This window comes from Micromonospora sp. NPDC005305, assembly GCF_040607315.1.
GTDB lineage: Bacteria > Actinomycetota > Actinomycetes > Mycobacteriales > Micromonosporaceae > Micromonospora.
This window is the reverse complement of record NZ_JBEXGL010000012.1, coordinates 57,777-70,055: the sequence shown is the minus strand read 5'-3', so window position 1 is coordinate 70,055 and position 12,279 is coordinate 57,777. Positions and strand designations below refer to the sequence as shown.

Here is a 12,279-nt window from a genome sequence, read left to right as displayed (position 1 = left end):
TGGACGAGAGGGTGTGGGCGTGGGCGCAGGTCATGACCACAGCGGCGCGGTGGCCAACGCGGCGCAGCGTCACCGTGGTCGGCTCTGGGGCGCGTTCGCGCTGCTCACCGCCCTGATGGTGGTCGAGGCGGTGGCCGCCTTCGCCACCGGCTCGCTGGCCCTGCTCTCCGACGCCGGGCACATGTTCACCGACGTCCTCGGCATCGGCATGGCGCTCGCCGCGATCACCGCCACCCGGCACGCCGACACCGACCCGCAGCGCACCTTCGGCCTCTACCGGCTGGAGGTGCTGGCCGCGCTGGCCAACGCGGTGCTGCTCGGCGCCGTGGCCGTCTACGTCCTGGTCGAGGCGGTACGCCGGTTCGGCGAGCCGCCGGAGGTGCTGGCCGGGCCGATGCTCGCCGTGGCGGTGCTCGGCCTGCTCGCCAACATCGCCGCCTTCGCGCTGCTGCGCGCCGGCGCCGAGGAGAGCATCAACCTGCGCGGGGCCTACCTGGAGGTGCTGGGCGACCTGCTCGGCTCCCTCGGCGTGATCGGCGCGGCCCTGGTCATCGCGGTCACCGACTGGTGGTGGGCCGACCCGCTGGTCGCCGTGGCGATCGGGCTGTTCATCCTGCCGCGCACCTGGCGGCTCGGTCGGGCCGCGGTCCGGATCCTCGTGCAGGCCGCCCCGGAGCACCTCCAGGTGACCGCGGTGCATGACCGGCTGGCCGCGGTGCCCGGCGTCGCCGAGGTGCACGACCTGCACGTCTGGACGCTCACCTCGGGCATGGAGGTGGCCTCGGCGCACCTCACCATGACGCCCGGCGCCGAGGTCGGCGAGGTGCTGACGGCCGCCCGGGCCGCGCTGCACGAGGACTTCTCGATCGATCACGCCACGTTGCAGATCGAACCCGGAGCGTCCCCCGGGGCGTGCGGCGCGGTCGAGTGGTAATTAGGACAATCTTAAATCCAAGTGGCTATTGTGCACCTGTGCCGGTTTTGTCCGGGACACCGGCCCCCACCAGCGGAGCCGGCCCGGCACAGCGCCGGTAGGCTCGATCGCGGCCCCCGCCGGGCGGCGCCCGCCGGCGCCCGCGGTGGCCAGCGCCTAATCGCCCGCACGGGCGAGCCGGGGAACCACGTTCGTGGGGTGCATCCGCGTCAGCGGTAGGGATCTTCCGTCCCGAACCCGTCAGCTAACCCGGTCGGCGGTTGACGGAAGGACACGTGAATGCCCCCAGTGGCACCTGTACGACGGACGGCCGCCCGGTTGGCGGCCCTGCTCGTCGCGACGCTCACCCTCGGCGTCGTGACCGCGCCGGTCTCCCCGGCCTCCGCGGCTCCGGCGACTTCCCCCGCCGGCCTGCTCGCCGCCGCCGCACCCGGCGACGACGAGGGCGGCACCCCGGCACTGCGCGCCCAGCTCGACGCGGCCAGCAAGGGCTGGCTGGACGCACGCACCGCACTGAACCGCTCGGTGACCCGGCAACAGCAGCTCACCGCCCAGCTCAAGACGGTCAACGACGAGTTGACCGTCCGGGACGCCAAGGTCGGCGAGATCGCCGGGGTCGCGTACCGGTCCGGGCGGCTGGGCACGGCCGCGGCGCTGCTCGGCAGCACCAGCCCCGAGGGCTTCATGGACCGCGCGGCGGCGCTGGAGCAGGTGGCCGCGCACGAGGACCGCGCCCTCCGCGACCTCATCGACACCCGGGACGAGGCGACCCGCACCCAGGCCGCGCTCACCGGTGAGATCCAAGAGCAGCGCAAGCAGGTCGCCGTGATGGCCAAGCGCAAGCAGCAGGCCGAACGCGCCCTGGAGGTGGCGAACAACCGCGCGTCCGGCAGCACCGGCGGCGGCAGCGTGCAGGGCACCTCCTCGGCCAACGCCAAGCCGGCAAAGCGCAACGCCGACGGCTCCTGGCCGTCGGAGTCGTGCAGCGTCAACGACCCGACCCCCGCCGACGGCTGCATCACCCCGCGTACCCTGCACGCGCTCCAGCAGGCCAAGGCGGCCGGCTTCACCCGCTACGTCTCCTGCCACCGGCCCAGCGGCTCGGGCGAGCACCCGAAGGGGCGGGCCTGCGACTTCGCCGCGCAGAAGGGCGGCTTCGGCGGCGTGGCCACCGGCGGCGACAAGACGTACGGCAACAACCTGGCCGCCTACTTCATCCGCAACGCCGACGCGCTCGCCGTGCTCTACGTGATCTGGTTCAAGAGGATCTGGCTGCCCAGCAGCGGCTGGAAGTCGTACAGCGGGGGCAACGGCGACCCGTCCAGCGACCACACCAACCACGTGCACCTGTCGGTGTACTGATCCGCTCGGTGTACTGATCCGCGCCCCGGCGGCACCCGGCCTACGCCCCACGACGTACGCCGGGTGTCGCCGCGCGGCCCACGACGCGACGCCCGCGACGGCCGAGCATCGGTGGCATGACTCGACTCTCCCCCGCCGGACGCAAGGCCCTGCTCACCCTGCACCTGGTCACCTCGCTGGGGTGGCTCGGCGCCGACCTGGTGCTGCTGGCCCTCGGCGTGGCCGGGCTGCGCGGGGCCGACCCCGAGGTGGTCTACCCGGCCGCCGCGCTGCTGGTCACCTGGCTGTTCGCCCCGCTGAGCGTGCTCGTCTGGCTGGTCGGGCTCGCCAGCGCGCTGCTCACCCCGTGGGGGCTGCTGCGCTGGCGCTGGGTGCTGGTGAAGTTCGCCGTCACCACCGTGGTGCTCACGCTGGTGCTGCTCCTGCTCACCCCGCGGGTCCGGCACCTCGGTGAGCTGGCCGGGGCGGCCGACGACCACCTGCGGGTCGACCTGGTGGTCGCGCCGACCGCCTCCAGCACGCTGCTGCTCGTCGTGACGGTGCTGTCCACCTACAAGCCGTGGGGGCGCCTGCGGCCGGCCCGGCCGGCGGCCCGCCGACCGGTGGCCACGGGGCGGCGTGGCTGAGCCGGGCCGCCGCCGCGGCGGCATGGCCGAGCCAGCTCGGCGGCGTGGCTGAGCCCGGTCGCCCGCCGGCGGCGCGGCCGGGTCAGGGCAGCTGCCCCTCCAGGGTGGCGCCGAGCCGGCTGGCCAGGCCCAGGTGGGCCGCCCGGGCCTGCCGGAAGGCGTAGCCGAACAGCGGCGCCGGTGCGGAGAGGGTGATCTCCACGTCGATCCGCACCACCCCGTCGGGCTCGTCGCGCAGCCGGGTGTGGTTGCGCACCGTGGTGGCCGGCTGCTGCCGGGCCACGGTCACGACCTCGTCCTCGTTGGCGACCAGCACGTCCGCCTGGTAGGTGACCGGGAAGTGCAGCGGGCCGAGCGCCAGCCGGTCGGTGATCGCGTAGCTGGCCAGCGCCCCCGGGCGGGCCGGCAGCTGGCGGACCCGGACGATCAGCGGATGCAGCTCGCCCTGCCGGCTCAGGTCGCCGAGCAGGGCCACCGCGTGGGCCCTCGTGCACCGGGCCTGCACGGTGTAGCTGAAGCTGTCGCTGCTGAGCAAGCGGCACCCCCTCGCCGTCGTGGGTCCGCACGATCGTCCCGTACCGGAGCCGGGCTGGCAACGGGTCAAAAGTCGCCGGCCCGGGGGCAGGTCGGCGAGCTGGAGTGGATCAGCGGGAGGTGGGCGATCAGGCGCCGGGGAGCACCTGGGGGGTGCTGTCGGCGAACCAGGGCTCGGGCGCGCCGAAGAGGCCGAGCAGGCCGGTCACCCAGAGCTGCCGGTGCACGAATCGGCTCGGCTCGGTGACCACCAGCTTCACGCCGCTGACCTCGCAGGTCTGGAAGCCGGCGACCATGGCGCTGATGCCGACCGAGTCGATGAAGGTGACGAGCCGCATGTTGAGCTCGATCCGGGAGGGGCGGCCCTTGGCGAGCACCTCGGCGATCGCTTCCCGCACCTCGTACGCGGTGTCGACGTCGATCTCCCCTCGCGGGGCGATCTGGACCACACCACCCGGCAGCACCGACTTCACGATCGACAGGCTCACGCGAGCACCTCCACTCGCCCGTACGGGCGCCTCATCAGTACGCGGGCCGCGACCGAGAGTATTCCTCCGACGGCCTCGGTCGCCACCCCTCGGGATGAGCAATTCGCGTACTGGGCACACCTGGGCATCCCAATCCGGACCTTCGGGCTCCTATTTTCCCCGCGGCGCGGGGTCCCCACCGGTCGATCGGCCGGGTGGGCCCGGCCGATCCGCCGACCCAGGGTAGCGGGCGGGCGCACGCCCGGGTGGCACCCGCCCCCGGCGCGTTCGCGTGGTTCGTCCGGTGCCGCGCCGATCGGGCGCGACCCGGCCCGCGCCGGTGGGTTTGCGCCGGCTCCGGTGCGGGCACTGGCCCCGGTGAGCGAACCGTCACGCGCCGGATGACACCCGGAGTCCGATCTGGCCGCCGGACTTCGGCACCCCGAGGAGGTAACACGATGTTCGGATCCACCCTGCTGGACCGCCGCAGCAAGCCCGAGCGGGTCGCCGACCAGGCGTGGCAGCACCTGCTCTCCGCCGCCGGCTCCGCCGGCGACAGCGTGCGGGACGCCGCCCGGTCGGCCCGCCGCAACTCCTCCGGCCTCGCCGACGACGCCACCGACCTGGTCGGCTCCGCCGCCGAGGAGGCCCGCCGCCGGGCCAGCCTCGCCTTCGACGCGCTCGCCGGCCGCCGGCCGGCGCTGCCCTGGACGCTGCTGATCGCCGCGGCGCTGGCCGGCGCGGCGATCGGCTGGGCCGCCGGCACCGCCGCGCGGGCCGCCGGCAGCCGCGAGCGGGACGTCGACGAGATCGAGTTCGTCGACGTCGACCGTCCCAACTCCCCCGCCGGCCTGGACGGCTGAGCCCGGCACGCGACGGTGGCCGCCCCCCGGCGTCGGGGGCGGCCACCGCGCTGTTCGCGGCCAGGTGAGCGGCCCCGTGCAGATCGGCCCACCCGCATCGGGTGAGGGCGGGTCACCCGGGACGCGCGCAGGATCGGGGTTGCGGGACTCCGTGCCGGCGGAGCCCGGCGAACCGCGAACCGAGCCCCGGGAGGAAGCCACCATGGCCACCGCGACGACCACCCGCACCGACCAGGAGATCCAGTCCGCCGTTCTCGACGAGCTGACCTGGGAGCCCCGGGTACGCACCAACGAGATCGGGGTGACCGTCACCGAGGGGGTGGTGACGCTGGTCGGCTCCGTGGACAGCTACGCCAGGAAGTGGGCCGCCGAGCGGGCCGCCCACCGGGTGCCCCGGGTGCGGGCGGTCGCCAACGACATCGCCGTCCGGATCGCCACCTCGGCCGAGAAGAGCGACCCGGAGATCGCCACCGCGGCGAGCCGCGCCCTGGAGTGGGACGCGTTCGTGCCGATCGAGGCGCTCGACGTGACCGTCGCCGACGGCTGGGTCACCCTGCACGGCGAGGTCGAGTGGGAGTACCAGCGCCGGGCCGCCGAACGCTCGGTCGCCCGCCTCACCGGCGTACGCGGGGTGAGCAACGGCATCACCGTGCGGCCGAGCGCCCGCGCCGACGGTCGCGACCTGGCCGAGCGGATCGTGGACGCGCTGGCCCGCAACGGCGCCACCGAGGCGGAGGGGATCAGCGTCCGGGTGCACGGCGACACCGTGCTGCTGGAGGGGCTGGTCCACTCGGCCGGCGAGCGCGAGGAGATCGAACGGGTGGTGTGGAACGCGCCCGGCATCCGGGAGGTACGGAACGAGGTGACGATCGGCCGCTGAGGCGGACCACCCCGGCCGGGTGATCCCGGCTCACCCCGCCGTGGGCGAGGCTGGGAACCATGACTGATCCGAACGCCACGCCGGATCGGCGGGTGATGGCCCGATGACCACGCCACTGCAGGTCACCACCGCCCGGCTGCGGCTCCCGGTCACCGGGACGGACCACACCCGCGGGCCGGCCGACGCGCCGGTCACCCTCGTCGAGTACGGGGACTTCCAGTGCCGGTTCTGCGGGGCCGCCCACACCAACCTGGCCGAGGTGCTGCGCCAGCGCGCCGACACCGTCCGGCTGGTCTACCGGCACTTCCCCATCGCCAACGTCCACCCGTACGCGGAAAGCGCCGCCGAGACGGCCGAGGCCGCCGGCCGGCGGGGGCGGTTCTGGGAGATGCACGACTGGCTCTACGAGCACCAGGACCAGCTCGACCCGGTGCACCTGTCGCTCGGCGTGGAGCAGCTCGGGCTGCCGCCCGACGAGGTCGGCGCGGAGGTGGGGCGTCACGCCCACGCCGACCGGGTCCGGCAGGACTTCGTCGGCGGCATCCGCAGCGGGGTCGACGGCACCCCGACGCTCTTCGTCAACGAGGTGCGTCACGAGGGCGGGTACGACCTGGCGGATCTGCTCGCCGCCGTCGACGCCGCCGCGGACGCCTGAACCCGGTCGCGGTCAGATCAGCCGCAGCTCGCGCGCCCGCCGGACGGCCTCCCGCCGGCGGGTCGCGTCGAGCTTGCGGTAAATGTTGCGCACGTGGGTCTTCACCGTGTTGACCGACAGCGACAGCTCCCCCGCGATCTCCACGTTGGACAGGATGCTCTGCAGGTAGCGCAGGATCGTCAGCTCCCGCTCGGTGAGCGGCTCGTCCAGGGTCCGCTCCGGGCCGGCCGGGCGCTCCGGCGACTCGTCGGCCCGCCGCTCGTCGGCACCGCGGACCAGGTCGCTCACCGTCGCCCAGTGCGCCGTGCCGGCGTCGAGGTGCGCGGCGAGCAGGTCGCGTACCGCCGGCTCGGCGCGGGTGAAGACGCGCCGGTAGCCCTCCGGCTCGGCCAGGTCGAGGACCTGCTCCAGGATCCGGCCGGCGCCCCGGTCGTCGCCGGCGCCGCCGGTCAGCACCGCGTCGAGCAGCCCGGCGGCGAGCCGCACGCGCAGCGGCCAGGAGTCCGCGTCCGGGCCCGTCCAGTCGGGCAGCACCCGACCGGCCGCGCGCGCATCGCCGGCCGCCAGCCGCACCCGGGCCAGCGCCACGTCGAGAGCGGCCGGCCCGCCGCCGCGAGCGCCGACCGGTTCCCCGGCGACCGCCGGCCGGTCCACCGCGGCCACGTCGGCCGGGTCGGGTGGAGTCGTGGTGTCCGCGGCGCCCGCTCCCGCCTCGACCAGCAGGGCCCGGGCGCTCTCCAGGTCCCCGACGGCGCCTCGCAGCTGGGCGTCGTCGGCGACCAGCCAGGCGTCCAGGTCGGGGCCGGGCGCCGTCTCCCGGGCCGCCGCCAGGGCACGCAGCGCCGCGGCCGGCTCGCCGTCGGCGGCCAGCAGCCCGGCCCGGCAGAGCGCGGCCAGCGCCGCCCCGCCCGGCTCCGCGACCGCCGGGCCGGCCAGGGTCAGGTTCGCCGCGGCCTCCGCCGGCTCGTCGCGGTCCCAGGCCACCAGGGCCAGCGCGAGGTACGCGTACCCGCAGTCCAGCCGTGAGGACCAGCCCTCGCAGGGCGGCATGGCCAGCGCCTCCCGGGCGGTGCGTTCGGCGGACCGGAGCGCGCCGTGCGCCGCCTCCAGCAGCGCCGACCGGCTCGCGCAGACCAGCCCGGTACGCGGCCGCCCCGCCCGCCGCGCCGCCGCCAGCGCACCGGAGAAGTGCCCGGCGGCCTCGGACAGCTGTCCCTCGGCCAGCGCCACCAGCCCCAGCGCGGTGCCCGCGACCGCCCGCACGTCGGCGTCCTCCCCCACGCCGGCCCGCGGGTCGTCCCCGGGGCCGGTCGGGGCGGCGGTGGCGAGCAACCGCCCGGCCGCCCGGCGTACGTCGTCGTGGTCCCCGTCCAGCCGGGCCAGGGTCAGCTCCACCGCGGTGGCCAGCCGCCGGAAGCGGTCCCGGCGCGGGGCGGGCAGGTCGCGGGCGTGCTCGACGGCCGTCCGCAGCAGTCCGGCGGCCGCCTCGGCGTCCCCGGCGTACGACCGTTCGGCCGCGCCGGCCAGCGCCAGCTCCGGATCGCGGCGCACCGCCTCGACCGGTGGATCGGGCGGGGCCGGGGCGACAGGCCGGTCCCGCTCGTACGGCGCCAGCTCGGGCCAGCGGGCGATCAGCAGCTCGGTGGCGGTGTCCCACTCGCCGCCGGCCAGCGCGTGCCGCAGCGCCTCGGCCGGCCGGTCGTGGCCCGCGTACCAGCCGGCGGCGCGCCGGTGCAGCTCGCGCAGCTCGTCGGCGGGGAGCCGGTCCAGCTCGTCGCGGAGCAGGTCGGCCAGGAGCGGCTGGCACCGGTACCAGGGCGGGCTGCCGCCGTCCTGCTGGACGAAGCCGCCCTCCCGGGCCAGGTCGGCCAGCACCTGGCCGGCGTCGGGCCGCCCCGTCACGGCGTCGGCCAGGTCGGCGCAGACGGCGGCGGCCACCGCGCTGCGGCGCAGCACGTCCCGGGCGGCCGGGTCCAGCGGTGCGAGCACCTCGTCGCGCAGGTACCCGGCGACGTCCGGCCGGTCGCCCGCGAACCCATCGACCGCGCGGGCCGGGTCGGCCTGGGCGCGCAGCGCCAGCGCGGCGAAGCGCAGGCCGGCGGGCCAACCCCCGGTGCGGTCGGCCAGCCGGGGCACCGCCGCGGCCGGCAGCGGCACGCCGTGCGCGACCAGCAGGTCGGCCACCTCGTCGGGGGTGAACGCCAGCTCCCCCGGGCCCACCTCGGTCAGCTCGCCGGCCAGCCGCCACCGGTGCAGGGCCAGCGGCGGGTCGGTCCGCGCGGCGGCCACCAGCCGCAGCCGTCCCTCGGTGTGCCGGAGCAGGAACTCCAGCCCGGTCAGCGCGGCCGGGTCGGTCACCCGGTGCAGGTCGTCCAGGACCAGCCGCACCGGGCGTTCCCGGGCCGCGAGCGCCGCGGCGAGCAGTTCGAGCTGGTCCGGCCGGGGCGGGCCGTCCGGCAGCGGCGGCCGGGGACCCTCGTCCGGGACCCCCTCGGCGGCCGCCCGCAGCGCCGCCGCCAGGTAGGCCCAGAGCCGCTCCCCGGTGTCGCCCTCCTCCACGGTCACCCAGGCCGGCGGCGGCTCGGCCCGCACGGTCCGGGCCCAGCCGGCGAGCAGCGTCGTCTTGCCCCAGCCGGCCGGCGCGAGGACCAGGGTGACCGGCCCGGCGGCGCCCCGGTCCAGCCGGTCGATCAGCCGGGGCCGCACCAGCACCGGCTCGGGCAGCGCTGCCGGCGCCAGCCGGGACGCCAACAGCGGAGCGCCGGCCACCCCGAGGCCACCCGCCGACCCGCCTCCGCCCGGCACCCCGCCGGCCCCCGCCGACCCGCCTCCGCCCGGCACTCCGCCGACCCCCGCCGCGCCGGCGGTGCGCGAGGCGAGCGGCGACGGCTCGGCGACGTCCGCCGTCCCGGTGACGTCGGTCGGTGTCGCGGCGACCTCGACGCGGTCAGCCTCCTCCGGCATGCGGCCCCTCCCCCGGTCGGTGCGGGCAGCGGTTACCCGGCCCGGACCGGTTCACCCCTTCCGGGCGAGCCGGTGTCACCCGGCCCGACCGCAGGGTGGAGGCACGCGGGCGGCCGGCAGGCAGGCAGCCGGCCGCCCGGGACCCCCGAGGACGGGAGGGACGGGTGGCACGGATGGGACACGTGGCGGGCGGCGGGCTGGCCGTCGTGGCCGCGGCTGCCGTCGCACGCCGGCGCCGGCGCCGGCCGCCCACGGTCGGGCCCGACCCCCGGCGCTGGGAGGTCGTGACCGTGGCCGGCCGGCCCGACGAGGTGCTGCCGCCCGGGCGCCGGCCGGAACCCCTGCACCGGCTCGGCGGCGCGGTCGAGCTGTCGGCCCGCCCCGCTCCCGGCGGGCGCGGCACCGAGCTGGCGGCCCGCCTGCCCGCCGGTGGGCAGGCGATGCTGCCGGGGCTGGCCGCCCACCTGGTCGGCGACGATCCCGGCCGGTTCCTCCGGCAGGCCCTGCGGGAGACGAAGCAGCTCGTGGAGACCGGGGAGGTGCTGCGGGCGGACCGCTCCCGGCTGGAGCGGCCGCGCTGAACGGACCCTCCTCGCCCCGTGATCCGGGCGGCCGCGGGTGGCACACTCGGCGGATGCGCGACGACCGCCCGTACGATCTCGTCCTCTTCGGCGCCACCGGTTTCACCGGTGGCCTCACCGCCGAGTACCTGGCCCGGCACGCCCCGGACGGGCTGCGCTGGGCGCTGGCCGGCCGCAACCCGGACAAGCTGGCCGGGGTACGCGAAAGGCTGGCCGCCATCGACGCGGGCCTGGCCGGGCTGCCCCTGCTCACCGCCGACGTCACCGACCCGGCGTCGCTGCGTGCCGTGGCGGAGAGCGCCCGGGTGGTCGCCAGCACCGTCGGCCCGTACGTCCACCACGGCGAGCCGCTGGTCGCGGCCTGCGCCGCGGCCGGCACCGACTACCTCGACATCACCGGCGAGCCGGAGTTCGTCGACCTCATGTACGTGCGGCACCACGCCGAGGCGGTGCGCACCGGGGCACGGCTCGTGCACGCCTGCGGCTTCGACTCGATCCCGCACGACCTGGGCGCCTGGTTCACCGTCAAGCAGCTGCCCACCGACGGGCCGGTCACCGTGGACGGCTACGTCCGGGCCGGCGGGCGGTTCTCGGCCGGCACGTACCACTCGGCGCTGACCGCGTTCTCCCGCACGGGCGAGATGAGCCGGGCCGCGAAGGCACGCCGGGCGGTCGAGCCACGCCCGGACGGCCGGCGGGTCCGGGCGGTGCCCGGCCGGGTCGGCCGGGTGAAGGAGTTCGGGCAGTGGGCGGTGCCGCTGCCCACCATTGACCCGCAGGTGGTCCGCCGGTCGGCGGCGGCCCGCCCGGAGTACGGCCCGGACTTCCGCTACCGACACTTCGCCGCCGTGAAGCGGCTGCCCACCGTGCTGGCCGCCGGGGTGGGCCTGGCCGGCGTGGTCGGGCTGGTGAAGCTGCCGCCGACCCGGCGCTGGCTGCTCGGCCGGCTGTCCTCCGGCCAGGGACCGAGCGCCGCCCAGCGGGCGAAGTCGTGGTTCCGGGTCCGGTTCGTCGGCACCGGCGGCGGCCGGACCGTACGCACCGAGGTGGCCGGCGGCGACCCCGGCTACGACGAGACCGCCAAGATGCTCGCCGAGTCCGCGCTCTGCCTGGCCCTCGACGACCTGCCCCCGACCGCCGGACAGGTGACGCCGGTGACCGCGATGGGCGACGCCCTGCTCGACCGGCTGGTCCGGGCCGGGATCACGTTCCGGGTGCTGGACGCTTGACCCTCGACCGGGTCGAGGGCCCAGGATCCGGCGTCGTGGAGAGCGAACTGCGCAGCATCGGCGAGCTGGCCCGCGCCAGCGGGCTGACGGTGAGCGCGCTGCGGTTCTACGACCGGTCCGGCGTGCTCGTGCCGGCGCTGGTGGACCCGGCGACCGGCTACCGCTGGTACACCGACGACCAGGTGGCCCCGGCCCGCCTCGTCGCCGGGCTGCGCCGGGTCGGCATGCCGCTGGCCGGGATCGCCGAGGCGCTGCGGCACCGGCACGAACCGGCCATCGTGCACCGGCTGCTGGACGCGCACCTGCGCCACCTGGAGGACGGCCTCGCCGACGCCCGCCGTGAGCTCTCCCGGATCCGCACCCTGATCGATCCGGAGGAGACGACCATGACCACCACCCGACTCGTGCTGTCCCGCGCCGACCTGGCCGCCGCCGTGGACGCCGTGCGGTTCGCCGTCGGCGCCGACCCGGAGCTGCCGGTGCTCTCCGCCGTGCTGCTGGAGGTCGAACCCGACGGCGTCCGGCTGGTCGCCACCGACCGGCACCGGCTCGCCGTGGCCCGGGCCGGCGGGAAGGTCGACGGCCCGCCCGTCCACGCGCTGCTGCCCGTGGACGCGGTCGACGAGCTGCGCGCCCTGCTCGACACCGGCGCCGGGACCACCCCGGAGGCGCACCTCACGGTGGCCCCGGACCGGGTGGAGGTCGCGGTCGCCGGCCGGCCGGTGACCGCCGCCGCGCTCCCGTACGACTTCCCGGACTACCGGCGGCTGCTGCACGGGCAGGTCGGCGGCGCGCCCAGCCACCGGATCCCGGTCGACGTGGGGGCGCTGCGGCGCGCGCTGACGGCCGACGGCGCTCCGGTGCTGCTCCGCGAGTACGCGGGGGTCGACCACGAGGTCGTCGTGCTGGGCCTGGACGACCGGGGTGGGCTGTGCGTGCTCGGGCCCGACGCCCCGGACGGCCTCCGGGTGGGCGTGAACCGGGAGTACCTGCTCGACGCGCTGGACGCCGGCGGCCGGGGCCAGCTCGTGCTGGAGCTGGACGGCCCGATCGCCCCGCTGGCCGTGCGCCGCCCCGACGACGGGGACGCGTTCTCCATCCTCATGCCGGTCCGCCTCTGAGGCGGACCGTGCCGGTCCGCCCTCCAACGCGCCTCGTGCCGGTCCGCCGTCCGGGACGCTGAT

General features: G+C 76.8%; 12 protein-coding genes and 1 riboswitch. Of the genes, 9 read left to right on the top strand and 3 right to left on the bottom strand.

The annotated features are described in order from the left end of the window. Positions 1–19 precede the first annotated feature (19 nt). The 3 genes from ABZS80_RS20870 (at position 20) to ABZS80_RS20860 (ending at position 2,922) form a co-directional block, all read left to right on the top strand. Complete coding sequence (locus ABZS80_RS20870; protein ID WP_355058131.1) at positions 20–934, top strand: cation diffusion facilitator family transporter; 915 nt, start codon at positions 20–22, stop codon at positions 932–934. A 143-nt stretch (positions 935–1,077) separates the two neighbouring features. Beyond that, positions 1,078–1,209, top strand: a riboswitch (cyclic di-AMP (ydaO/yuaA leader). A 4-nt stretch (positions 1,210–1,213) separates the two neighbouring features. Next, positions 1,214–2,296, top strand: a complete 1,083-nt coding sequence (locus ABZS80_RS20865; protein ID WP_355058129.1) for a hypothetical protein — start codon at positions 1,214–1,216, stop codon at positions 2,294–2,296. A gap of 116 nt (positions 2,297–2,412) precedes the next feature. Further along, positions 2,413–2,922: a hypothetical protein gene (locus tag ABZS80_RS20860; protein ID WP_355058127.1), complete on the top strand. Its 510-nt coding sequence runs from the start codon at positions 2,413–2,415 to the stop codon at positions 2,920–2,922. A gap of 82 nt (positions 2,923–3,004) precedes the next feature. Here ABZS80_RS20860 and ABZS80_RS20855 read toward each other — a convergent pair whose 3' ends face one another. Then, positions 3,005–3,457, bottom strand: a complete 453-nt coding sequence (locus tag ABZS80_RS20855) for an SRPBCC family protein (RefSeq protein ID WP_355058125.1) — start codon at positions 3,455–3,457, stop codon at positions 3,005–3,007. Between the two features lie 127 nt (positions 3,458–3,584). Continuing rightward, entirely contained in the window at positions 3,585–3,944 is a 360-nt protein-coding gene (locus ABZS80_RS20850; protein WP_313718855.1) for an STAS domain-containing protein, read from the bottom strand. Positions 3,945–4,381: 437 nt separating this feature from the next. On the opposite strand from ABZS80_RS20850, the gene ABZS80_RS20845 reads away from it, so the two are divergent. From ABZS80_RS20845 to ABZS80_RS20835, 3 genes are all read left to right on the top strand, one after another. Next, entirely contained in the window at positions 4,382–4,786 is a 405-nt protein-coding gene (locus ABZS80_RS20845) for a hypothetical protein (RefSeq protein WP_151463440.1), read from the top strand. A gap of 202 nt (positions 4,787–4,988) precedes the next feature. Next, positions 4,989–5,666, top strand: coding sequence for a BON domain-containing protein (locus ABZS80_RS20840; protein ID WP_355058122.1), 678 nt, complete (start codon positions 4,989–4,991; stop codon positions 5,664–5,666). 103 nt (positions 5,667–5,769) lie between these two features. Then, positions 5,770–6,321 carry a thioredoxin domain-containing protein gene (locus tag ABZS80_RS20835; protein ID WP_355058120.1) on the top strand — a complete coding sequence of 184 codons (552 nt, stop codon included), beginning with the start codon at positions 5,770–5,772 and terminating at the stop codon, positions 6,319–6,321. Between the two features lie 12 nt (positions 6,322–6,333). On the opposite strand, the gene ABZS80_RS20830 is transcribed toward ABZS80_RS20835, so the two are convergent. Continuing rightward, the gene (locus ABZS80_RS20830; protein WP_355058118.1) at positions 6,334–9,285 is read right to left on the bottom strand and encodes a LuxR C-terminal-related transcriptional regulator; all 2,952 of its coding nucleotides are present in this window, start codon (positions 9,283–9,285) and stop codon (positions 6,334–6,336) included. A 164-nt stretch (positions 9,286–9,449) separates the two neighbouring features. Here ABZS80_RS20830 and ABZS80_RS20825 point away from each other — a divergent pair, with 164 nt between their 5' ends. Genes ABZS80_RS20825 through ABZS80_RS20815 form a run of 3 tightly spaced genes read left to right on the top strand, consistent with a single transcriptional unit; the run spans position 9,450 to position 12,216 of the window. After that, positions 9,450–9,866, top strand: a complete 417-nt coding sequence (locus tag ABZS80_RS20825) for a hypothetical protein (RefSeq protein WP_355058116.1) — start codon at positions 9,450–9,452, stop codon at positions 9,864–9,866. 53 nt (positions 9,867–9,919) lie between these two features. Beyond that, positions 9,920–11,095 carry a saccharopine dehydrogenase NADP-binding domain-containing protein gene (locus ABZS80_RS20820; protein ID WP_355058115.1) on the top strand — a complete coding sequence of 392 codons (1,176 nt, stop codon included), beginning with the start codon at positions 9,920–9,922 and terminating at the stop codon, positions 11,093–11,095. Positions 11,096–11,142: 47 nt separating this feature from the next. Next, positions 11,143–12,216, top strand: coding sequence for a MerR family transcriptional regulator (locus ABZS80_RS20815; protein WP_355058368.1), 1,074 nt, complete (start codon positions 11,143–11,145; stop codon positions 12,214–12,216). The last annotated feature ends 63 nt before the right edge of the window (positions 12,217–12,279 follow it).